Consider the following 21,101-nt stretch of genomic DNA (forward strand, 5'->3'; position numbering starts at 1 on the left):
GGCGATCAGCCCGCACGCGGCCCGGGCGGCGGCGGGGGAGAGTCGAGGAAGTCGGCACGGGGCGCGAAGAAGGACGAACCGGTGACCGCGGTCGAGAAGTCGAGGATGCGGTCGTGCGACCCCGCGCCCTTGCCGAGGAACATGTTGCGCAGCATCTGCTCGGTCACGCCGGGATCGGCGGCGTACCCGATGTAGTAGGTGCCGAACTCGCCCTGCTCGAAGCTGCCGAACGGCATGTTCGCCCGCACGATGTCCCGTTCGGCGCCGTTCTCGACGATCGTGTTGAGCGCGAGATGGGAGTCGGCCGCCTTCTCGTCGTCGGGGAACTCCACGTCGTCCAGTTTGGTGCGGCCGATGACGCGTTCCTGCTCCTCCACCGTGAGCGCGTTCCAGGACGTCAGGTCGTGGAGGTACTTCTGCACGACGACATAGCTGCCGCCCTCGAAGTCCGGATCGTCCGCCCCGACGATCGCAGCCTCACGCGCCGCGCCGCCCACCGGGTTCGCCGTGCCGTCCACGAAACCGAGCAGGTCCCGGTGGTCGAGATAGCGGAAGCCGTGGGTCTCGTCCACGATCCGCACGGCTCCGCCGAGCTTGTCGAGCAACTGCGCCGCCCACGCGAAGCACAGGTCCGCCCGGTCGGCCCGGATGTGCAGCAGGATGTCACCCGGGGTGGAAGGGGCGTGGTGCCGCGGCCCCCGCAGCTCCGGGAACGGGCGCAGGTGAGGGGGGCGCTTCCCGCTGAACAGGCGGTCCCAGGCGCTGGAGCCGAAGCCCGCCACGCAGGCGAGCCCGGCGTCCGGGTACCGGAAGCCGAGCGACCGGGCGACGGCGGCGAGGTCCGGCAGCACGTCCCGCACCGCCTTCTCACCGCCCGGCTCGACCGTGCCGACCAGGAACAGCGCCGCGCTGGTCACCGGCGCCACGACGGGTTGGACGGAGACGGGATCGGGAACGGGGTCGGGCATGGGCGTACTCCGTTACGACAGGGGTCGGGCGACGGCGGACACGGCTCGCCAGCCACTCAGCCACGGACGGGGCCTCGTCGCACGCGGAGTGGACCGGCCGGGCGAACGCGGGGGCGCGGCGCCCCGGCCCGGGGAGAGGACACGGGCGCAGGACCGGCCGGGCATGGGCGGGGCGCCCGGGCAGGGCGTGCGGGTGGCGTGACGAACGGGACGCCGCGTGGCCCCTTCGTCCCGGCTCAGCCCGCCTCGACCTCACGGCGGTCACCGCCCCAGAGCGTGTGGAACGAGCCCTCCCGGTCCGTACGCCGGTAGGTGTGCGCACCGAAGAAGTCCCGCTGGCCCTGGGTGAGCGCCGCGGGTAGCCGGTCGGCGCGCAGCCCGTCGTAGTACGAGAGCGCCGCGGCGAACCCGGGCGTCGGCACCCCCTGCCGTACGGCCTCGGCCACCACGGCGCGCCAGTCGTCCTGCGCCGCTCCGATCTCCTGCCCGAACTCCTTGTCGGACAGCAGGCTCACCAGGTCCGGCCGGGAGTCGTAGGCGGCGCGGATGCGGTCCAGGAACGCCGCCCGGATGATGCAGCCGGCCCGCCAGATCGCCGCGACGGCGCCGAGATCGATGTTCCAGCCGTACTCCTCGCTGCCCGCCCGGATCTGGTGGAAGCCCTGCGTGTACGAGACGATCTTGGAGGCGTACAGGGCCTGCTCCACCCGGTCCGCGAACACCGCGGCGGCCCGCTCGTCCAGCGGCTCCGGGACGGGCCCCGGGAGGTCGCGGGCCGCGTCCCGCAGATCGGCGTGGCCCGACAGCGACCGGGCGAACACCGCCTCCGCGATCCCCGACACCGGGACCCCGAGGTCGAGCGCGATCTGCACGGTCCAGCGGCCGGTGCCCTTCTGCTCCGCCCGGTCCTGGACGATGTCCACGAACGGCTTCCCGGTCGCCGCGTCCGTGTGGGCGAGGACCTCCGCCGTGATCTCGATGAGGTACGAGTCCAGCCGGCCCGTGTTCCAGGAGCGGAAGACATCGGCGATCCGCGCGGGGGAGTACCCGGCGACCGAGCGCAGCAGGTCGTACGCCTCGGCGATGAGCTGCATGTCCGCGTACTCGATGCCGTTGTGGACCATCTTCACGAAGTGGCCCGCGCCGTCCGGCCCGATGTGGGTGGTGCACGGCGTGCCGTCCTTCGCCCGCGCGGCGATCTTCTCCAGCATCGGGCCGAGCGACGCGTAGGACTCGGCCGAGCCGCCGGGCATGATGCTGGGGCCGTTCAGCGCCCCTTCCTCGCCGCCGGAGATCCCCGCCCCGACGAAGTGGATCCCGCGCTCGCGCAGCTCCCGCTCCCGGCGGCGGGTGTCCTCGAAGTGGGCGTTGCCGCCGTCGATGATGACGTCGCCCTCCTCCAGCAGCGGCGCGAACTCCTGGATCACCGCGTCGGTGGGGTCCCCCGCCTTCACCATGACTACCAGGCGCCGGGGCCGTTCCAGCGCGGCGACGAACTCCTCGGGCGTGCGCGCGGCCACGAAGTCGCCCTCGGTGCCGAACTCCTCCACCAGGGAGTCCGTCCGGGAGGTGGTGCGGTTGTGGAGGGCCACGGTGTAGCCGTTGCGGGCGAAGTTCCGGGCCAGGTTGCGGCCCATGACCGCGAGTCCGGTGACGCCGATCTGAGCTGTGCCGCTCATCTGAGTGCTCCTGGAGGTGCGGGAGAGAGCCATGAGGCGTGAGAGGGGGAAGCGGTGGTGGTGCGGGGGCCGCTCAGGGCGACGGCGAGGAGGCCGCGCCGCCGCCGGCGGAACCCGCCCCTGCGTCGCCCGGCGGCGCCGGCCACGGCTCCAGGAGCGCGTCGTCGTCCCCCGGCTCGGGGATCACATGCATCGCGGCCTCCTCGGCCGACGCCGCGGCGCCGTCGATGCCCACGTCGCTCGCGGTGAGCGTGGCCGGAACGGTCCCTTCCGCCTGCTGGGTCAGCCGCCCGGCGCGGGCGACGCCGACCTCGTCGTCCCAGGGCTCGCCGTCACCGTCCACGAGATCGCCCACGCCGTCGCCGAGCGTGCCGTCCGGCTCGGGAACCTCCCGCGTCAGGCGGGTCTCGAGGGATTCGCCGCTGTTCCGCTCCGACGCCGTGGTGCCCAGCCCCTCGACCACCCACGGGCGGTCCGGGGGCGCGTAGCCCTCGTCCAGGGGGTCGCCGGTGCCCGACGGATCCATGAGCGTGTCCTCGGCGCCGAGCTGCTCGGCGGGATCGGAAGCCTCGGGCTCCTGGGGCTGGTAGACCTCGTCCCCCCAGTCGGTGTCGCTCATGGCGCGTCCTTTCCTCCGGGGTACCGAGAACCGCTGTCCCCTGACGCAATTCCACTCCGGTACCGCTCCGGTCGCAAAGGGAAGATCGGATCCCGGGTGCCGACCCAGAGGACGCCGGACCGGTCCGGCCGCAGGTCGTGACCCGTTCGTCCGGTATCCGAAGCCGCCCCGGACATCGACTGTTCGAACCTTCGAACGCACCGGCATAGGGTGGCCTCCCATGGGGAACGGACAGCAGTCGCCCTGGGGCGACCACCACCAGCATCAACAGGGGTACCGACCGCCGCCGTACGGGGGACAGGCGCCCGCTCCCGGGGGCCCCGCGCCCTGGGAGGCCCCCACCGAGCCCTCCGGGCAGCCGGCCGCGCCGCCCCGGGGCGCGCACACCGTCGTCCCCGGGCCGCCTCCGCCCGGCGGCGGCCGCCGGAGCGCGGTCATCGCCGTCGTCGCCGCGACCGCCGTCGTCCTCGCCGCCGGGATCACCGGATTCCTGCTGCTCGGCGGGGAGGACGGAGAGCCGGAGGCGGGACCCACCGGGGCAGGTAGTGCCTCGCCTTCCCCCGGGAAGCCCCGGGCCGGAGCGGAGGACGGCGCGGAACCCCTCGTACCGGGCTGGAGGACGGTGACCAACGTCAAGCGCGGCATCGCGTTCGACGTGCCGGCGACCTGGGCGCTCAAGCCGTCGGGTTGGGTGAGCTACGTCGCGGAGAACGGCGACCCCGAGGAGACACCGCTCGTCGGCTTCGCCGCCCCGGCCGTCCTCAAGGAGAAGTGGTGCCGGTCCGACGACGACGGCAACGGCATCCAGGAGGACACCCCGCTCGCCGCAGCGGGCTCCCGGAGCGAGCCCGAAGCGCGCGACACCGCCGAGGCGGCGCGGGAGAACGCCCGTCTGTGGGTCTACGGAAGCTACGCGCAGCCGTCGAAGGACAAGGTCACGACCGGGGCCGCCAAGCCGTTCACCACGAAGTCGGGACTCAGCGGAAGCGTGGCGACGGCGACCTCCACGGGCGTCGACGGCGCGGGCCGCTGCGCCTACGACGGGAAGGCGACCGCGTTCGCCTTTCAGAACCCGGCGGGCGAGACGTTCTCCTGGACGTTCGTCGGCGTGCGCGGGGTCGACGACGAGGTGCCCGAGCAGACGGTACGCAAGATCCTCGGCACGGTCCGGCTCGTCGACGCCAAGCCCTGACGGCCCGCGCGGGCTCTCCACAACGGCGCGAAGGAGAGGTGCCGTGCCCCTCGGGAATCCGGACGACGGCCCCGGACCCGCCGCACCGCCGGCTCGTTACGCGAAGCCGCCCGAGCGGGCCAGCCAGCGGCCGGCGTGCCGCGTCACCTCGATGGGACGGCCGAAGCACGCGGTCATACGTTCCTGGGTGAGGACGTCCTGGACGGCTCCCCGCGCGAGCACGCGCCCCTCCCGCAGGAGCAGGGCGTGGGTGATCGCCGGGGACAGCTCCTCCAGATGGTGGGTGACGGTCACCGTCGCCAACTCCGGCCGGGAGTCGGCCAGATGGCGCATGGTGTCGATGAGGTCCTCGCGCGAGGGCAGGTCGAGCGCGTTGAACGGCTCGTCGAGCAGCAGCAGGCCCGGGTCCGCCATGAGGGCTCGGGCGATGAGGACACGGGCGCGCTGGCCGCCCGAGCAGACGCCGTACGGGCGGTCGGCGAGCTCCTTGATCTGGAGTTCCGCGAGCAACGCGTGGGCGCGTTCGCGGACTTCGGCGTCGTACGCCTTCCACAGCGGCTGGACCGTTCCGCTGTGCCCGGTGAGGACGGTGGTGTGCCCCGTCAGCTCCGCCGGGACGCGCTGGGAGGTGGAGACATGGCCGATGCGGGCCCGCAGCTCCCGTACGTCGACCCGGCCGAGCCGGTGACCGAGGACGTCGACCGTGCCGGTGGTGGGAAACGTGGTGGCGCCGACGATCCGCAGCATGCTGGTCTTGCCCGCCCCGTTGGGGCCGAGCAGGGCCCAGTGCTCGCCCGCCCGCACCGTCCAGTCGATCCCGTCGAGGATGACCTGGCCCGTGGTGTGGCGGCTCATGCGCACACCGTCGAGAGCGGCGACGACCCGCCCGTGGCCGCAGCCGGTGTTCTCGTCCATGTCGTTGTCCATCTCCTTCGCGCCGACAGCCGTCGTCCCGTTCGGTCGGAGAGTAGCTGTAGACGGCATGCAGTCGCGCGGACGACTGCATGCCGGACACGGCGCCCGGTGCGGCGTCCTGCCCGCCGCGCGGCACCGCCGCTGTCCGCCGTCCGCCGCCACCGGCCTCAGCGTCGTGCCAGGGCCAGCACGCTCAGCCCGAACATCAGGACGCCCAGCGGGAGATGGACCGCGGGCACGTGCGCCATGCCCACCGCGACCTGGACCGACGCCAGCGCCAGGAAGCCGGACGCGTGCAGGACCGGCCGGGGCGAGCCGCCGCCCGGCTTCCAGGCCAGCACCGCGGCGAGGACGTACAGCATCGACGCCCCGTACATCACGCGGGCCCCGACGCTGTGCAGCACCTCTCCGTAGGACGTCGTCATCAGCAGCCCCGAGGAGACCGCCTGGAGGAAGATGGTCAGGGTCTGGAGGGCGATCGCGGTCCGCAGGAACGGGAATCCGTTCCGTGCCTTCCGCCGTGCCGTCGCCTGGGTGGCCATGCCATGCCCCTTTCTGCCGCCCGCGGGCGGTCGGTCGATAAGCTCTCACCACACCGACGACACGGGTGGGCGAAAGGTAAGGCGGGGCTTGGGCCTTGAGAGCGACAGAAGGGTCGGACACCGGTCCGGCGGCCGGTGAGCGCGGTCAACTGTTCAATCTGGCCTACCGGTTGCTCGGCTCGCTGGCAGATTCCGAGGACGCCGTGCAGGAGGCGTACACCCGCTGGTACGCGCTGCCGCCGGCCCGGCGGGACGCGATCGCTTCGCCCGGGGCCTGGATGACGACGGTCACCGGCCGCATCTGCCTGGACGTGCTGCGCTCGGCACGGGTGCGGCGTGAACGCTACGTCGGCGCCTGGCTGCCCGATCCGCTGCCGGACCCGGACGAGCGCGGAGCCGCACAGACCGCCGATCCCGCCGACCGGATGGTCCTGGACGAGTCGGTGACCATGGCCTTCCTCGTCGTTCTGGAGGCCATGACGCCCGCCGAACGCGTCGCGTTCGTGCTCCACGACGTCTTCCGCTACCCGTTCGCGGAGATCGCCGTGGTACTCGGCCGTACCCCCGCCGCCTGCAAGCAGCTCGCGGCCTCGGCCCGGCGGCGGGTGCCCGCGGCCCGGCCGCCGGAGGCTGCGGACGTACGCACCGAGGCGGTACGGCGGATCAAGGCGGCCTGGGAGGACAAGGACATCGTGAGCCTCGTCGACGTCCTCGACCCGGCCGCCGTGATGACCGTGGACGGCGGCGGCCTGGCCGGTGCCGCGCCCCGCCCGATCGAGGGTGGCGCGCGCATCGCCCCGTACATGACCGCCATCGCCGACCGGGCTCCCGGAATGCGACTCGTGGAGCGCTCGGTCAACGGTCTGCCGGGTCTGGTGGCACTGCGCGACGGCGCCGTGGTGACCGTGGCCGCGTTCGACATCGCCGAGGGCCGTGTCAACCGGATCTGGGTGATCCGCAATCCGGAGAAGCTGCGCCCGTGGACGACATCGGTGGGGGCCGGGTCCGCTGACGGCTGAACGGCCCGCCCCGCGGCTACCCCCGCAGATCCAGCCGCATCAGTACCCGCGGATGCCCGGCCAGTACCGAGGTGGTGTCGGCCGCGTGGCTGAACCCGGCGCGCTCGAAGTTCTTCCGGATCCCGGCGTACGCCATCGTCAGATCCACCGTGTCGCCGCCGCTGTCCAGCGGGTACGCCTCGATCGCCGGCGCTCCGCGGTCGCGCGCGAACGCGACCGCGCCGGCGATCAGCGCGTGCGAGACGCCCTTGCCCCGGTGGCCGGGGCGCACGCGGATGCACCACAGCGACCAGACCGGCAGGGCGTCGACGTGCGGAATGCTGCGGCTCCGCGCGAAGGAGGTGACCGAACGCGGCGCCACGGCGGCCCAGCCGATCGGTTCGCCGCCTTCGTAGGCGATCACCCCGGGCGGCGGCTCCGCACGGCACAGCCCGGCGACGTACTCCCCGCGGGCCGGGCCGCGCAGCTCCTTGTTGAGCTTGGCGGGGATGCGGTAGCTCAGACACCAGCAGACGTTGGCGCCGGGCGACTTCGGGCCGACCAGGGTACGGACGTCCTCGTACACCGAGGCCGGGCGCACGGCGATGTTCATGGGGCGAACGATGCCACGGAACACCCCGGTGGAGGCGGCTTCCCGCGCAAACAGCACTCCCGGGCCCTTCCGCCGCCCCGACAGCAGCGGTCGCCACCGGATTCACGGGCTGACGCCGGGGCACGCTGACACCGTGGGGCCGGGGCGAGCCCCTCGCAGCGGAGTGCGTCGGCCTGGTTCCGGGGGTGTCGATATGAGCGGCCAGAAGACGGTCACCTACGTCCTCTATGCCGTGCTCGTGATCCTGGGGGCGTGGTACGGGGCTCACATCGCCGATTAGGTCCTGCCCGGCGGATCGGACCGGGCGGGCGAGGCCGCCATCCGGCGAGCGACCCGCAGGCCCAGATCACGGTCCGGCGTCCGCAAGACGGCGTGTGCGACGTGGTTAGACACGGGAGGACTCCGCAACGGCGCCGACTGTTCCCGACTCCACCGCACGCCACCGCCGTTCGACCTCATCAGTGCTCCGAACCGGACAGGCTGTGAACCTCTCATCGGCGGTCGCGGTGTCCAACAGGTGAGCAGCCGAATGGAGATGGGGGCGCGTCACGAGACCCGTTGCCCTACGGGGCGGCCCCTCAGTACGACGGAACGGTCCCTCAGTACGGAGGCAGGCGCAGCGCTCCGGTGCCCTCCCGTACATCGTGGACGAGGCGGATCTTCCCCACGGGGACGCCCCTCTCGTCCGTGGTGACCAGTGCCGCGTCGTCGCTGTTGACGCACCGGCCCCGCGCGTCCGGCTCGGGGCAGTACAGAACGTAGCCGGTCTGCCGGTCCACGCGGCCCGGCTCCAGCCGCCAGATCCACTGGTAGTCGCTCACGACCACCCGGGGGTGGGTGGCACGCAGCCGCTCCGCCACCGCGCTCTGAACGGTCTCGCCGAACTTCTGGCGCTCCCGGAAGGGCCGGACCACCCGTGCGCTGCCCGTCGTATCGACCCGGCCCTGCTCGATCGCGTAACTCGCCGAGAAATACGTGTGCTTGGTGAGCGAGGCCAGAAGATCGGAGCGGGTCAGCCGCATGAGTGTCGGCCAGGACTCCTTGCCGCGGTCACGGCGTTCGGCCACGGCGGGGGAGACCACGTTCACGTACGACGCCTGCCCCTTCGCCAACGTGCTCTCGGGCCCGCTCGCCGCCACCCACCGCTGCACGCACCGGCCGATCTCGCCGAGCACCTTCGCCACGGTCTCGTTCGTCAACTCGGCGACGACATAGGGCGGTGTGCCGGTCGGGCCCAGCGCGACGACCTCGTAGCCGCAGGAGTCGAACGCCGTCGCGAGCGTACGGAAGTCCTCGGCCTGCTGGCGGCCGCGCCGCACGGCGTCGGCGAGGACGCCGGCGCAGTCCTTGCCGTCACAGAGACCCCCTCGCACCTTGTCCGTGTCGATGCGGAGGCGGACCACGGCATCACGGTCGTCGGTCACCGCGAACGTGACCTCCGAACCTCCCGTGCCCGGAAAGAGCGTCCGAGCCCCGATCGCCTTGAGCTGACCGGGGTGGTGCTTCTCGGCCAGTTCCTCCGCGGCCCGCCGGTCGTCCTCGGTGCCGACCACGCCGCACGCGCCCAGGAGCACGGTCAGCGAACCCGTCAGTACGCCGGTCATGACGGCTCTCCATCGTCTACGCCGTGATCCGGCCATGGTCCGCTCCTCCGCCTACCGCTGTCCTGTCCCGCCCCGCATTCCTGTGACAGTAGGACGGGCGGCCGGGAGTCGGATGAGTACGGCTACTCAACGCGGTACGGGGTGTCGCCGCGGGCGGCTGCGGGGGCGCCGCACTCTCTCCCGGAGCATCGCGTCATTGGCATGGACCTGACTTTTGAACTCCGCTACAGTCCGGGGCAGCACATCTGAGAGCGCTCTCATGCAGCACGCTCGACATGCGCTCCCGGACGCCTCCCGTTCCACCCCCACGTCGTTGGAACAACAGGAAGGGTCACTCCCTTGAGACACGCAACCCTGCTGCGGACCGGTCTGTCCGCTCTCCTGCTCGTCGGAGCCTGGGCCGCCGCCGGCCCGTCGTCCGCCTCCGCCGCCCCCACCGAATCCGCACCGGCGCCCGCCTCCGCCGCCCTGCTCACCGCGATGCAGCGCGACTTCGGCATCAGTGAGAGCGAGGCCGTCACCCGGCTCGCCGACGAGAAGAAGGCCACCGCGCTGGAGCCGAAGGCGCAGCGCGCCGCAGGTTCGGCCTTCGGGGGCGCCTGGTTCGACGCGACGTCCCGCAAGCTGGTCGTCGCCGTCACGGACGCCGACAGGGCCGGCGCCGTCCGGGCCGCCGGCGCCGACGTCCGCGTCGTCGAGCACTCGGCCCGGCAGCTCGACGCGGCGAAGGCCCGTATCGACGCCCTGTCCGCGCCGGACGGGGTGAGCAGCTGGCACGTCGATCCGGCGAGCAGCAGCGTCGTCGTGAACGTGGTCGCGTCCGAGCAGCGTGACAACGATGTCCGCGCGTTCGTGGCGAAGGCCCGTGAGGCCGGGCCGGTGACGGTGAAGGCCACCGCCGAAGCGCCCCGGACCTTCGCCGCCGGAACGGTCGGAGGCGACCCGTACTACACGGGCAACGTCCGCTGCTCGATCGGCTTCTCCGTCCACGGCGGCTTCGTCACCGCCGGACACTGCGGCGGTGCGGGCCAGTCCGTGCGCGGCTGGGACGGATCGGCCATCGGCAACTTCCAGGGCTCGTCCTTCCCGGGCAACGACTACGCCTGGGTGAACGTGGCCAACGGCTGGTGGACCGTCCCGGTCGTCCTCGGCTGGGGCACCGTCTCCGACCAGCTCGTCCGCGGCTCCAACGAGGCGCCCGTCGGTGCGTCGATCTGCCGCTCCGGCTCCACCACACGCTGGCACTGCGGCCGGGTCCTCGCCAAGAACGAGACCGTCAACTACAGCCAGGGCGCCGTCCACCAGATGACCAAGACGAGCGTCTGCGCCGAAGGCGGCGACTCCGGCGGTTCGTTCATCAGCGGCGACCAGGCGCAGGGCGTCACCTCCGGCGGCTGGGGCAACTGCTCCTCCGGCGGGGAGACCTGGCACCAGCCGGTCAACGAGATCCTCAACCGGTACGGGCTGCGGCTGCACACCGCCTGATCCCGGGGAGCCGCGCCGCCCTGCCCGGCGGGGCGGCTCCCGCTGCCGGGCGGCCACCGGGAGCGGACAGGGCCGCCGCCGGGCCGGGTGCGCCGGGAAACCGGGGGCGGGCGGACACGCGAGCGCACCTGTGGCTAGAGGTCCGCGATCCAGGGGTGTTCCGGGTGTACGCGGGCGAGCAGCTCGGCCAGAGTTCCGCGCTGCGCCGAGGTCATGTGGGGGACGGTCGCCTCGAAGTCCGCCCGGTCCTTCCGGCGGGCGTGCTTGGCCTTGAACAGCAGGACCAGTTCGGGCGCCAGATACGGGATGCCGTCCTGGGTGTGATGGATGATGTCGCTGTAGGGGAGCCGTAGCCTCTCATCGCGGCGGCAGATCCAGAGGTCGCCGTCGTGCGGTTCGCGGAACACGTCGAGCAGGTAGTTTCCGGTGGCCGGATCGCGGAGCCACGTCTGGTGAACGGCGGTCAGCACCTCCGGTGCGGGGTCCTCCCAGATCCGGCCGCTGCCCGCCGCGTCGAAGACATGTCCGGGGAAGCGGCCGCGGACCCGGGGAAAGCTCGCGGCCGGAATCGCGATCTCGATGTCCCCGTGGGCGCGCGTCTGCCTGCCGTGGAACAGGTCCAGCGCCCAGCCGGCGGCCACGTACCAGGGCGTGCCGATCCCCGTCAGCCGCTGCGCGACCTCGCTCGGTGTCCAGCAGGAAGACCACCGGTCAGGAAGGCTTTCGATCTCTTCGGGTGACAGCTCGATGCCCCCGCCGGGCAGTTGCTCGCTCACCGCAGGAACCTATCAGCGGAGTCGAAGGGCAGGGGTCCGGAGCGGTAGTCCGCCGACGACCATCCGAAGCCATCAGGTCGACCGGGGCGCGCCCCGGCCCCCGCTCCTCGACCGCGCCCGACTGCCGGCCGGAGAGATGTCCTGTGCCGGCGTCCGGCGTCCGATGCCCGCTGCCGGCGAGGCGTCGTGATCCGCCGCGACCACGGTCCCTGTGGTCGCGGCGGATCGCTTTATTCCTAGGACCTCTGGTCGAATCCTGTGTACTTTAGGAATGAACCTAGGGAGTCTAGGTTCGGCAGGGATGCGGAGGGGGAGCCTCGCATGGTGCGTGCGGGACTGACGACCGAGCGGGTGGTCGCGGCGGCCGCCGATCTGGCCGACTCGATCGGCTTCGACCAGGTGACGGTCTCGGCGGTGGCCCGGGGCTTCGGCGTGAAGGACGCCAGCCTCTACGGCCATGTCGGCGGCCTCCAGGATCTGCGGACCCGGGTCGCGCTGCTGGCCGCCGGAGAGTTCGCGGACCGGCTGAGCGAAGCGGTGGCCGGACGCGCGGGCCGGGACGCGCTCGTCGGATTCACCTATGCGTACCGGGAGTTCGCACTGGAGCATCCCGGGCGGTACCAGGCGACGCAGATGAGGATCGACCCGGAGGTCGCCCAGCAGTCCAGCGCCTTCCGCCGGACGGTCTCGACCATCTACGGCATGATGCGCGCCTACCGCCTGACCGAGCCCGCGCTCACCGACGCCGTACGGATGCTGCGCAGCACCCTGCACGGCTTCAGCGACCTGGAGGCGGACGGGGCGTTCCGTGCCGCCCGCGACGTCGAGGCGTCCTGGGAGCGGACCGTCGAGGCGCTGCACACGGTGCTGGAGCACTGGCCCGCGGAGCCGGCCGCCGAGCAGAACGCCACGGCCGACGAGGAAGACGAAACGAAGGGGGACGGCCATGCGCACAGGCATGCCGACGACTGACGCAACCACTGCGGCGGCCACGGCCGCCACCGCCGTGCGCACCGGACGACTGGAGGCGCCCGGTGCGACGCTCCACTACGAGGTACGCGGCCGGGGCCCGCTGCTGGTGATGATGCCGGGCGGCAGCGCCGACGCCGGGATCTACGACACTCTCGCGGCGGGGTTGGCGGACCGGTGGACGGTGGTCGCGTTCGATCCGCGCGGCTACTCGCGCAGCACCCTCCACGGGCCTGCCGGCGAGCAACTGCCCGGCACACACAGCGAGGACGTCGCGCGCCTCATCGAGCTGCTCTCCCCGGACGGCGCGCCGGCGGCCGTGTTCGGCTCCAGCTCCAGCGCGATCGTCGCCCTGGACCTGCTGTCCCGGCGGCCCGGCCTGGTCGGCCGGGTCGTGGCGCACGAACCGCCCCTGGTGGAGCTGCTGCCGGACCCGGCCGCCGGGCGGGCGGTCTTCGCGGCGGTACGGGAGTCGTTCCTGCGGGACGGGGTGGAGGCCGCGATGGCGACGATGGCTGCCGGTCTCGCCCCGGAGGGCGGCGCGGGCGGCGGGCGGTACGAGGTCGCCACCGGGGCGGACGAGGAGAGCCGAGCCGCCACCGGGCCGGTGGAGGACGGCGGGGCCACCGCCCCACCGGAGGAGAGCGGCGGAGCATCCGAGGCCGAGGCCGAAGCCGAAGCTCAAAACGGCGCCGGCGCCGGAGCCGGAGCCGAAGTCGACGCCGCGGCTGAGGCCGAGGCCGCCACTGTCCGGCGGATGATGGCCAACCTGCCGGTCTTCCTGGAGCACGTGCTCTGTTCGTTCAGCGGACACGCCCCGGATCTCGACGCTCTCCGGACCGCCGCGCCGAAGCTCGTCGTCGGCGTGGGCCGGGACTCGCGGGCCCTGCTGCCGGCCGTCGCAGCCGAACGGCTGGCCCAGCGGGTCGGAAGCGCGACGGCCGAGTTCCCCGGGGGCCATGTCGGCCTCACGGAGGATCCGGTGGCGTTCGGCGCCAGGCTGCGGGAAGTCCTGCTCGGCTGAACGGCGAGGCCGCGGCCCGGGTGAAGTCCGACGGCCGCTTCGTCGAGGTCCCGGGAAGCGAGGCCGAGGTATCCGTCAGCGAGTTCACCGCGCACCGGCGACCTGAGCGGTGACGCCCCGTCGCGTCGGCTGAGCGTCCCGCTCTCTCCGCGTCGGCGCGGGCCCCGGTGGCGCTGAGTGGCGGGCCTCAGCGGCGGTGGTGGGCGGCGGGCCTCAGCGACGGCCGCCGCCTCCGGTCGTGCCGGTGCCGCCCGTGCCGATCCCGTCCGCCGGAGGCGCGGCACAGCCCGTGCAGGGGCCGGTGCCCTGCTGGACGTACCGGTGCTGGTTCGCCAGGTCGACCGCGCGGGCGACCGAGGCGTCCTCGGCCGGGACGCCGACGCCGAACCGCCCGTAGAACGTGAGCAGGCCGGCGTCGGCCCGGTCGACCGCCGCGGCGGTGCGCTCGTAGGCCACCGCCGTCAGACGGCTGACGTCGATGCGGACGAGCCGCCCGCCCTCGGGCGGGCGGCGCCCGACGCCCTCGCCCCAGCGGTGGAAGGCCGTTTTCACCGGGCCGTCCTCCACCAGCCCGCTGAGATACTCCTTGACGAGTTGGACGGCCTCGTTGTCCCCCAGATCGAGCGTGTCCAAGGCCCGGGTGATCGCGAGCGAGGCCGACTCGGCGAACCGGTCCGTCCGTTCCTCCCGCTCCGCGCGCTGCCGCTGGGTCTCATCGAGTCGGCCGAGCGAGGCGTCGAGATCGTCGCCTTCCGGAGCCGGGCCGGGATCGGGGTCCGGTACGGGCTCGTCGGGGACGGCGTCGATGCCCAGCGTTCCGGCCTGGAACCGTCCGGCCTGCCGTGCGATGTCCAACGCCGTCCGGTTCACCGACTCGCCCTCCGCCGACGGAGCGATCCGGTCCACCGCGATGATCACTTCCCGGATCCCTTCCACGCTCCGGGGGTGAAGGGAGACCTGTCGCAGGATCTCCCGGTACGCGGCGGCCGAGCCCTCGGCGTACTCCCGGCGCTCCACCTCCAGGGCGTACCGCCGCTCGACCGGGCGCTTCCACGCGCCCTCGGAGACCGGAGCAACGGCGACGAGGAAGATCAGCGCGACCATGACGGCGATGTTGATTCCGGAGAACGACCGTTGAACGGCGTTCGTGGCGAGGCGCACGGGAAGCCGTGACGAGCCGAACCGCGCCGGACGCAGCCTGCGTTGGGCGCGGACGACGAGCGTCGGCCACCGCAGCAGGGCGTAACTGCCGAGAGCCAGTGCCGTGTACGCCGCCATCCAGTACAGCCAGTGGACCTCGGTCAGCCCCTGTACCTTCTCCACGACCTCCAGCACGACGGTGACCTGAGGCGGCGTGAACGAGAGGACGTTGGCGAGCCAGACCATGAACAGGGTGAGCACCAGCCCGAGTTCGACGGACAGCACCACATCGGCCGCCGCCTGGACGGTACGACGCGGAGCTGTCCGCATCCACCGCCGACCGCGCCAGGAGAGCCACAGCGCGATCGGGAAGAACAGTCCGGCGGCGGGCGCGACGGTCAGCACGTCACCGGAGACCAGTTGCTCGCACGCGAGCGCGACCAGCAACACGGCCGGTGCGTCGGGAAGATGGCGTACCGCCGCGTTCTCCGACGGCAGACACCGTGCCACCGCGAGCAGAACTGCCCAGCCACCGAAGAACAGCAGCATCGCCAGGGGGACCAGGCGGGACGGGAAGGCGCGGAAGAGGAGGAAGAGCAGCGCTAAGGGGCCGACGAAGGCGCCCAGGGTGAGTGCGGCCGAGGCGACGAAGCGGCGGTGGCGGAACCAGCGGATCGCGGCTTCGAGCACGATCTCGCCGCCTGCCTTCCACGTGGCCGCGATGGCGGTCGTGACGAGCAGGCCGGCCAGCATCCCGGCGATGACGCCGATGACCGCCTTGACGACGGCGAGGAGCGCGACGCCCACACCGTCGATCTCGTCCCGGGTGCCGAGCGCCCACGCCGCCCACGCGCCCATGCCGAGGACGAGGTAATGGGACAGCAGGTCGAGTACCTCGTCCCGCGGGACGGCGGCGGCGGTACGGGCAGGGGCCGGGGAGGGACGTGAGGGGGCCGTGGCGGCCGGGGTCGGCCCGGACTGAGAAGCAGCCGGGACCGGGACAGGTGCGGTCGAGCCCGGAGCCGGGGTGGACGGATCCGGCGCGGAAGAGCCGGGCGCGGACGAGCCGGGCGGAGGCGAATCAGGCCCGGCCGAGTCAGGCCCGGCCGAATCGGGCACGGCATCGGGCGTACGCACGGGCGTGGGCGGCGCCGGCTCGGAGGTACCGGCAGCCGGCCCGGGCGCGCACCGCACGGCGTTCTCGTGCAACTGCCGGGAGAGGGCGAGGAAGAGATCCAGGTTCGCCACCCGGTACCGGTACCGCATGAAGTGGGTCGGAAAGTCCCTCCCGCGGGAGGAGATCATGAGCAGCCCCTCGGGCGAGAGCTCCAGCGAGCGGACGTCCTGCCAGGCGGAGAAGTCGTCCCGCCCGCGTCCCCGCCGTACCGTCACACCGGATCGGCTCAACACGAGGTCTCCGACAGGCACTTCTCCGCCGCTGAGCGCCGTTCGGACGGCCGGTTCCGTCTGCGCGCTCAGGACGCCCTGCCGGATCGCCGGATCCCACTCCTCGTCCTCGGCGACCTGTGCGCCCCGGATCACCGTGCGGGTCCGTAGCCCCTTGATCCGCTCTCCGCCGAACGCGGGCCGACGGCCGGGCGGGCCCAGGGTGACGACCGCCCCCTGCGGAGTGGCCAGTTTGAACCGGTCCCAGCCGTCCGTGAACACCGCCGTCGTCCGCCACGGGTAGACCACTTCCCGGCCGCGCGCGGTGACCGCGACGAGCCCGTTCTCGTGGAGGCGGAACTCGACCCCGGTATGGCGCCGATACCAGCAGACCCGTACGACGAACGGCACCAGCAGTCCCAGCGCGCCGGCCACCCCCGGCGCGGGGCCGCCACCCCGGCCGACGACCGCACAGGCGAGGAGCACCAGCAGGTAGAGCAGTCCGGCGCCGGGGGCGAGGACCAGCACCAGGAGCGCGTACGCGGACGGCTTCCTGCGCACCGGGCGGTAGGTACGGCGGTGCGCGCCCAGCTCCGGATGGTCCGGGTGCCCGGATTCCCGCGAGCCCTCCGGACCGCTCCCCGCCGCGTGCTCCGCGTCGTCGTGCTCCGCCCCCATGGGTTCACCCCGTCTCCGCGCCCCCGTTGGTGTCCCGCGCGGAGTGCTCCGCACAACTCCGTTATCACGGGGGCCGGTTGGTCAAGCCGGTCGGCACGTTAGCACTCACCCGGGCGATGCGGTCGCGCCGAGCCCCGTGCCACCGGTCCCGATTCGAGGGCGAGGACGCCGGGCCGGCCCTTCCCCCCGGACAGCCCTTAGGGCAGCGACCCACCTGTCGCGTCGATCCACTGGCCCGTGACCCAGCGGCCGTCGTCCGAGGCCAGGAAGGCCACCACGTCGGCGATGTCCGCGGGAGTGCCCACCCTCCCCAAGGTGGACAGAGCGGCCGCGTCGGCCCACGCCTCCTCGCTCGCGCGCAACCGGTCCGAGGTGGAGTCGGTGTCGATGATGCCCGGCGCCACCGCGTTGACGGTGATGCCCCGGTCGCCCAGTACCTTGGACAGATTCCGCGTGAACACGTCCAACGCCCCTTTGGACATGGCGTAGCCGATCAGGTCCGGCATCATCGCCGCGTGGCTGAGGCCCGTCGAGATGTTGATGACGCGCCCGCCGTCGCGCAGACGGTCGAGTCCCAGCCGGGTGAGGAAGAACGGCGCCTTGGTGTTGACGGTGAACAGGCGGTCGTACTCCTCCTCGTCGATAGTGGCGAAGCCGCGCGACACGCCTATGCCGGCGTTGTTCACCAGGATGTCCAGGCCGTCCGCGTGCTTGTCGAAGGCGGTCCAGAGCGTCTGGGCGGCGCCTGGGGCCGCCAGCTCCGTGCCGAGGGCGAACGCCGTGCCGCCCGCCGACTCAATCGCGGCCACGGTCTCCGCGGCCGCCGCCTCATTGCTGCCGTAGTGCACGCCGACGCGTGCGCCGTCGCGTCCCAGCCGTTCGGCGATCCCGCGCCCGATGCCCCTGCTGCCACCGGTGACCAGCGCCGTCTTCCCCGTGAGCGAGCCCATGGCTCCGCCCCCCTCTTTCATTAGCGATCGATACAGAAAGGACCGTAACACGTTCCCTAGCGGTCGCTATAGAATTGCCGGATGGCGACGAAACAGCGCGGCAGGCCACGGTCCTTCGACCGTGAGGACGCTCTCCGGAAGGCGACCCTGGCGTTCTGGGAGCAGGGCTACGAGGCGACCTCGATCGCGGATCTGACCCGTGTGATGGGCATCGCCGCTCCCAGCCTGTATGCGGCCTTCGGTGACAAGCGCACCCTGTTCGGGGAGGTCGTGGAGGTGTACGCGACCCTCTACGGCGGATTCGGCGGCCGGGCCCTGGCCGAGGAGCCGACCGCGCGGAGCGGTTTCGCGCGGATGCTGCGCGAGGCGGCGCGGGAGTACACGGTGGCGGGTCGGCCGCGTGGCTGCATGGTGCTGTGTGCGGCGGAGAACTGCTCCTCCGGCGAGGTCGTGGCGGTACTCCGCGACCACAGGCTGCGGAACGTCGCGGAGTTCACGCGGCACATCCAGAAGGACGTCGGGGCGGGCGTGCTGCCGCCGGGCACCGACGCGGCGGCGCTCGCGCGCCACACGGCGGCCGTCATCCAGGGGATGTCGCAGCAGGCGCGGGACGGCGCCGGCCGGGAGGAGTTGGAGTCTCTCGCCGAAGTGGCCATGCGTGCGTGGCCGGACGACCTCGGCGCGGCATGAACGAACACGCCTCGAAGGGGAGTTGAGAGACCGGGTCGGGCGAAGTCCGCTCCGCTCCGCCAAGGATCGGATTCCGGCCACCCGCCGGCCGGGCGGCGGCCGAGTATCACGTTTTGCTTGTGATCAGTCACCGTCCGGACCTACGTTGCCCCTTGCGAGATGTACCGAAGCCAGTGGGGGAGCCACGCATGGCCGCGACCGGACGGCACCGCAGATATCAGCCCAGCCGCATCAACCGTGCTTCGCTCACGGTCACGGCGGGCGGCGCGGGCATCGCGCTCCCGCTCATCACCGCGGCCTCGGCCGGGGCCGCTCCGAGCGAGGTCTGGGAGAAGGTCGCCGCCTGCGAGTCCAGCGGTAACTGGTCCGTCAACACGGGCAACGGCTACTACGGAGGGCTCCAGTTCAGCGGCTCCACCTGGGCCGCCTACGGTGGCACGGAGTACGCGCCGCGCGCCGACCTCGCGACCCGGGACCAGCAGATCGCCGTCGCCGAACGGGTTCTCGACGGCCAGGGGCCCGGCGCCTGGCCCACCTGTTCCGTACGGGCGGGGCTCACCCGGGGCGGGGACGCACCCGAGATCTCACCGGGTTCGGGCGCCGAGGCGCAGAGCGCCGGGAGCCGCCCCGTCCAGGCCGCGCCGCGGAGCGCGCCCGCCCGGCCGCAGGCCCGACCCGCCGCCGCGACGCCCACCCACGTACCGGGAAAGCGCGACTCGTACACCGTCGCGAGCGGCGACTCCCTCTCCGGCATCGCCTCCGCCCAGCGGGTCCGCGGCGGCTGGCAGGGCCTCTACGCCGCCAACCGCACCGTCGTCGGCGACGACCCGGATCTGATCTTCCCCGGACAGCGGCTGAGCCTCGACGGGGGCCGCGCCTCGAAGCCGGGGGAGCGCGGGACGGCCCCGGCGCCCACACGGAAGCCCGCCGCCAAGCCGCCGTCCGCCGCGCCCGAGGCGAAGAAGGAAGCCCCGAAGCAGCAGGCCCCGAAGCGGGAAGCTTCCGATCAGGAAGCCCCCAAGCAGCAGACGCAGAAGCGGGAAGCCCCGAAACAGCAGGCCCCGAAACAGCAAGTCCAGAAGAAGCAGGCCCCGAAGAAGGAAGCGCCCAAGCGGGAAGCGCCCAAGAAGGAGCGGACCGCCCCGGAACGCGCCGTGAAGCACTCCGGCTTCAGCGCCCCGGTGGCGGCCGGCACCGGTACCCCCTACCGGCAGGCCGGCGGCTGGTCCAGCGGCTACCACACCGGCGTCGACTTCCCCGTGCCCACCGGGACGTCGGTCAAGTCCGTGGCCCCGGGCCGCGTCGTCTCGGCCGGCTGGGCGGGCGCGTACGGATACGAGGTCGTCATCCGGCACGGTGACGGCAAGTACAGCCAGTACGCCCACCTCTCCGCGCTCCACGTGCGCGCCGGCCAGTCGGTCTCCGCCGGGCAGCGCATCGCCCGCTCCGGTTCCACGGGCAACAGCACGGGCCCGCACCTGCACTTCGAGATCCGTACGGGGCCCGGATACGGCTCGGACGTCGACCCGCTGGCCTACCTCCGGGCGGGCGGCGTCAAGGTCTGAACCGGCCGCTCGGACACGGGAGGCCGCAGGGTGGCCCCGGTGCGCCGCCGCCCCGGCGCACCGGACCCCGCCTGCGGCACCGCCTGCCCGGGCCGCAGCGGCGACGTCCTGTCCGCCCCGGCACGGGGCCCCGCCGCGGGCACCGGCACGCCGGCCCGGGACGGTGACGCCGGTGGCTGCCCACCGTCCGCCTCCTCCGTCCCGCGCACCGCGTCCGGAGCCCCCGCCGGACCTGCGGACCGGGCTCCCGAGTACGCCGCGCCCGCCTCCTCGGCGTGCTCCCGCTCCAGCCGCTCCCGGGTCAGCAGGACCAGCCCGGCGGCGGCCAGGGCGCCGCAGCAGAGCGCGAGGGCCGTGCCCGGCGCCCCGAGCCGGAAGTGCTCGCCGAACAGCGTGATCCCGATCGCGGCGGCCACCACCGGGTTGACCACCGTCACCGTCGCGAGCGGGGCCGTGAGCCCGGCGCCCCGGTAGGCCGCCTGCGACAGGAACAGTCCCGCCGCCGCGAGACCGGCGATGGCCAGCAGCGGCAGCACTCCGGTACGGAACGAACCGGAGGTCCACTCCACGGCCACGGTCTTGGTGAACACCGAGGCCATGCCGAACGCCCCGCCCGCGCCCGTGGCCAGGACGGCGCTGCGCAGGACCGGCCGCCGCAGCGTCCGGGCGAACACCACCAGCACACCGACGGCGCCGAACGTCACCGAGGCCAGCAGCACCTGCTCCGGACCGTCCAGCGTGTGCGGCTCGGCGTCCCCCGTGAGTGCCAGCAGCCCGCCGAGCCCCGCCGTCGCCATCAACGCGCCGCGCCAGGCGGTCGCTCCCGCCCGCCGCCCGACGAACAGAGCCGCCAGCGGAAGGGCGAACACGATCGTCAGCGCGCCGAGCGGCTGGACCAGGCTGAGCGGTCCGTAGGCCAGCGCGACCACGTGCAGGACCGCGCCGGCCCCGTTGAGCGCCACGGCGACCCACCACACGCCGTTGCGCACCAGAGCACGCGAGGAGTTGTCGCCGGTCGCCGCCACGCGCTCCTGGATGATCGCCCCGGCCGCGTAGGCGACCGCGGAGACCAGTGACAGCAGCACGGACAACGCAAGGGAGCTCATGTACACCACGATGTCCCGTCCGGGGCCCCACGTCGTCGTCCTTGAGTCTGCACTTCGGCGTACTGCCCCAGGAGTACGCCTCGCGGGCCGACGTCCTTCTCCCGACGGTAGCTCCATCGCCCCCGGTCGTCAGATGGTGGCGCTCGGCGGATACGGTGAGCCGCGCGGGCGGCACGGTGGGTGCCCGCGCGCCCGGTCGCGG

18 protein-coding genes are annotated in these 21,101 nt (G+C 72.9%); 7 read left to right on the forward strand and 11 right to left on the reverse strand.

Annotated features, from left to right (window positions below; translation table 11 throughout):
- Window positions 1–5: 5 nt before the first annotated feature.
- From IF19_RS0104590 to IF19_RS0104600, 3 genes are all read right to left on the reverse strand, one after another.
- Window positions 6–968: a Dyp-type peroxidase gene (locus IF19_RS0104590; RefSeq protein ID WP_030118177.1), complete on the reverse strand. Its 963-nt coding sequence runs from the start codon at window positions 966–968 to the stop codon at window positions 6–8.
- A 236-nt stretch (window positions 969–1,204) separates the two neighbouring features.
- A complete protein-coding gene (gndA, locus tag IF19_RS0104595) occupies window positions 1,205–2,647 on the reverse strand; it encodes an NADP-dependent phosphogluconate dehydrogenase (RefSeq protein WP_030118178.1) in 1,443 nt (480 codons plus the stop codon).
- 73 nt (window positions 2,648–2,720) lie between these two features.
- Entirely contained in the window at window positions 2,721–3,266 is a 546-nt protein-coding gene (locus IF19_RS0104600; protein ID WP_030118179.1) for a DUF5709 domain-containing protein, read from the reverse strand.
- 220 nt (window positions 3,267–3,486) lie between these two features.
- Here IF19_RS0104600 and IF19_RS1000000138875 point away from each other — a divergent pair, with 220 nt between their 5' ends.
- Window positions 3,487–4,458 (forward strand): DUF8017 domain-containing protein, encoded by a 972-nt coding sequence (locus tag IF19_RS1000000138875; protein ID WP_030118180.1) that lies wholly within the window; start codon window positions 3,487–3,489, stop codon window positions 4,456–4,458.
- A gap of 96 nt (window positions 4,459–4,554) precedes the next feature.
- Here the strand turns inward: IF19_RS1000000138875 and IF19_RS0104610 are convergent, their stop codons facing one another.
- On the reverse strand, window positions 4,555–5,373 hold the full coding sequence (locus IF19_RS0104610) for an ABC transporter ATP-binding protein (RefSeq protein WP_030118181.1): 819 nt from the start codon (window positions 5,371–5,373) through the stop codon (window positions 4,555–4,557).
- Between the two features lie 167 nt (window positions 5,374–5,540).
- Entirely contained in the window at window positions 5,541–5,915 is a 375-nt protein-coding gene (locus IF19_RS0104615) for a hypothetical protein (RefSeq protein ID WP_030118182.1), read from the reverse strand.
- A 95-nt stretch (window positions 5,916–6,010) separates the two neighbouring features.
- On the opposite strand from IF19_RS0104615, the gene sigJ reads away from it, so the two are divergent.
- Window positions 6,011–6,934 carry an RNA polymerase sigma factor SigJ gene (sigJ, locus tag IF19_RS0104620; RefSeq protein WP_050493689.1) on the forward strand — a complete coding sequence of 308 codons (924 nt, stop codon included), beginning with the start codon at window positions 6,011–6,013 and terminating at the stop codon, window positions 6,932–6,934.
- 16 nt (window positions 6,935–6,950) lie between these two features.
- On the opposite strand, the gene IF19_RS0104625 is transcribed toward sigJ, so the two are convergent.
- Together IF19_RS0104625 and IF19_RS0104635 are read right to left on the reverse strand one after the other, a co-directional pair.
- Entirely contained in the window at window positions 6,951–7,526 is a 576-nt protein-coding gene (locus tag IF19_RS0104625) for a GNAT family N-acetyltransferase (RefSeq protein WP_030118184.1), read from the reverse strand.
- Between the two features lie 599 nt (window positions 7,527–8,125).
- Window positions 8,126–9,166, reverse strand: a complete 1,041-nt coding sequence (locus IF19_RS0104635; protein ID WP_030118185.1) for an SCO7460 family lipoprotein — start codon at window positions 9,164–9,166, stop codon at window positions 8,126–8,128.
- Between the two features lie 303 nt (window positions 9,167–9,469).
- On the opposite strand from IF19_RS0104635, the gene IF19_RS0104640 reads away from it, so the two are divergent.
- Window positions 9,470–10,615, forward strand: a complete 1,146-nt coding sequence (locus tag IF19_RS0104640) for a S1 family peptidase (protein WP_030118186.1) — start codon at window positions 9,470–9,472, stop codon at window positions 10,613–10,615.
- A 134-nt stretch (window positions 10,616–10,749) separates the two neighbouring features.
- Here the strand turns inward: IF19_RS0104640 and IF19_RS0104645 are convergent, their stop codons facing one another.
- Window positions 10,750–11,391, reverse strand: coding sequence for a nucleotidyltransferase domain-containing protein (locus tag IF19_RS0104645; protein WP_030118187.1), 642 nt, complete (start codon window positions 11,389–11,391; stop codon window positions 10,750–10,752).
- A gap of 321 nt (window positions 11,392–11,712) precedes the next feature.
- Between IF19_RS0104645 and IF19_RS0104650 the strand changes: the two genes are divergently transcribed.
- Both IF19_RS0104650 and IF19_RS0104655 read left to right on the forward strand, forming a co-directional pair.
- Window positions 11,713–12,363 carry a TetR-like C-terminal domain-containing protein gene (locus IF19_RS0104650; protein WP_063755076.1) on the forward strand — a complete coding sequence of 217 codons (651 nt, stop codon included), beginning with the start codon at window positions 11,713–11,715 and terminating at the stop codon, window positions 12,361–12,363.
- Window positions 12,350–13,384, forward strand: a complete 1,035-nt coding sequence (locus tag IF19_RS0104655; RefSeq protein ID WP_050493690.1) for an alpha/beta fold hydrolase — start codon at window positions 12,350–12,352, stop codon at window positions 13,382–13,384. The genes IF19_RS0104650 and IF19_RS0104655 overlap by 14 nt, the downstream gene beginning before the upstream one ends.
- Window positions 13,385–13,597: 213 nt before the next feature.
- Here IF19_RS0104655 and IF19_RS1000000135345 read toward each other — a convergent pair whose 3' ends face one another.
- Window positions 13,598–16,588: a proline dehydrogenase family protein gene (locus tag IF19_RS1000000135345; protein ID WP_030118190.1), complete on the reverse strand. Its 2,991-nt coding sequence runs from the start codon at window positions 16,586–16,588 to the stop codon at window positions 13,598–13,600.
- Window positions 16,589–16,785: 197 nt separating this feature from the next.
- A complete protein-coding gene (locus IF19_RS0104670; protein WP_030118191.1) occupies window positions 16,786–17,538 on the reverse strand; it encodes an SDR family oxidoreductase in 753 nt (250 codons plus the stop codon).
- Window positions 17,539–17,619: 81 nt separating this feature from the next.
- On the opposite strand from IF19_RS0104670, the gene IF19_RS0104675 reads away from it, so the two are divergent.
- Window positions 17,620–18,228, forward strand: coding sequence for a TetR/AcrR family transcriptional regulator (locus IF19_RS0104675; protein WP_030118192.1), 609 nt, complete (start codon window positions 17,620–17,622; stop codon window positions 18,226–18,228).
- Window positions 18,229–18,416: 188 nt separating this feature from the next.
- The gene (locus tag IF19_RS0104680; protein ID WP_030118193.1) at window positions 18,417–19,793 is read left to right on the forward strand and encodes a transglycosylase family protein; all 1,377 of its coding nucleotides are present in this window, start codon (window positions 18,417–18,419) and stop codon (window positions 19,791–19,793) included.
- Here IF19_RS0104680 and IF19_RS0104685 read toward each other — a convergent pair.
- Window positions 19,763–20,899 carry a DMT family transporter gene (locus IF19_RS0104685; RefSeq protein WP_030118194.1) on the reverse strand — a complete coding sequence of 379 codons (1,137 nt, stop codon included), beginning with the start codon at window positions 20,897–20,899 and terminating at the stop codon, window positions 19,763–19,765. The genes IF19_RS0104680 and IF19_RS0104685 overlap by 31 nt on opposite strands.
- Between the last annotated feature and the right edge of the window lie 202 nt (window positions 20,900–21,101).

Origin of the sequence: Streptomyces californicus (assembly GCF_000717645.1) — a bacterium.
Taxonomy (GTDB): domain Bacteria; phylum Actinomycetota; class Actinomycetes; order Streptomycetales; family Streptomycetaceae; genus Streptomyces; species Streptomyces californicus.

Bases quoted from the DNA above. Each gene is read 5' to 3' on its own strand.
- IF19_RS0104590 (WP_030118177.1), bottom strand. From the start codon at position 968: ATGCCCGACCCCGTTCCCGATCCCGTCTCCGTCCAACCCGTCGTGGCG.
- gndA (WP_030118178.1), bottom strand. From the start codon at position 2,647: ATGAGCGGCACAGCTCAGATCGGCGTCACCGGACTCGCGGTCATGGGC.
- IF19_RS0104600 (WP_030118179.1), bottom strand. From the start codon at position 3,266: ATGAGCGACACCGACTGGGGGGACGAGGTCTACCAGCCCCAGGAGCCC.
- IF19_RS1000000138875 (WP_030118180.1), top strand. From the start codon at position 3,487: ATGGGGAACGGACAGCAGTCGCCCTGGGGCGACCACCACCAGCATCAA.
- IF19_RS0104610 (WP_030118181.1), bottom strand. From the start codon at position 5,373: ATGGACGAGAACACCGGCTGCGGCCACGGGCGGGTCGTCGCCGCTCTC.
- IF19_RS0104615 (WP_030118182.1), bottom strand. From the start codon at position 5,915: ATGGCCACCCAGGCGACGGCACGGCGGAAGGCACGGAACGGATTCCCG.
- IF19_RS0104625 (WP_030118184.1), bottom strand. From the start codon at position 7,526: ATGAACATCGCCGTGCGCCCGGCCTCGGTGTACGAGGACGTCCGTACC.
- IF19_RS0104635 (WP_030118185.1), bottom strand. From the start codon at position 9,166: ATGGCCGGATCACGGCGTAGACGATGGAGAGCCGTCATGACCGGCGTA.
- IF19_RS0104650 (WP_063755076.1), top strand. From the start codon at position 11,713: ATGGTGCGTGCGGGACTGACGACCGAGCGGGTGGTCGCGGCGGCCGCC.
- IF19_RS0104655 (WP_050493690.1), top strand. From the start codon at position 12,350: ATGCCGACGACTGACGCAACCACTGCGGCGGCCACGGCCGCCACCGCC.
- IF19_RS1000000135345 (WP_030118190.1), bottom strand. From the start codon at position 16,588: ATGGGGGCGGAGCACGACGACGCGGAGCACGCGGCGGGGAGCGGTCCG.
- IF19_RS0104670 (WP_030118191.1), bottom strand. From the start codon at position 17,538: ATGGGCTCGCTCACGGGGAAGACGGCGCTGGTCACCGGTGGCAGCAGG.
- IF19_RS0104675 (WP_030118192.1), top strand. From the start codon at position 17,620: ATGGCGACGAAACAGCGCGGCAGGCCACGGTCCTTCGACCGTGAGGAC.
- IF19_RS0104680 (WP_030118193.1), top strand. From the start codon at position 18,417: ATGGCCGCGACCGGACGGCACCGCAGATATCAGCCCAGCCGCATCAAC.
- IF19_RS0104685 (WP_030118194.1), bottom strand. From the start codon at position 20,899: ATGAGCTCCCTTGCGTTGTCCGTGCTGCTGTCACTGGTCTCCGCGGTC.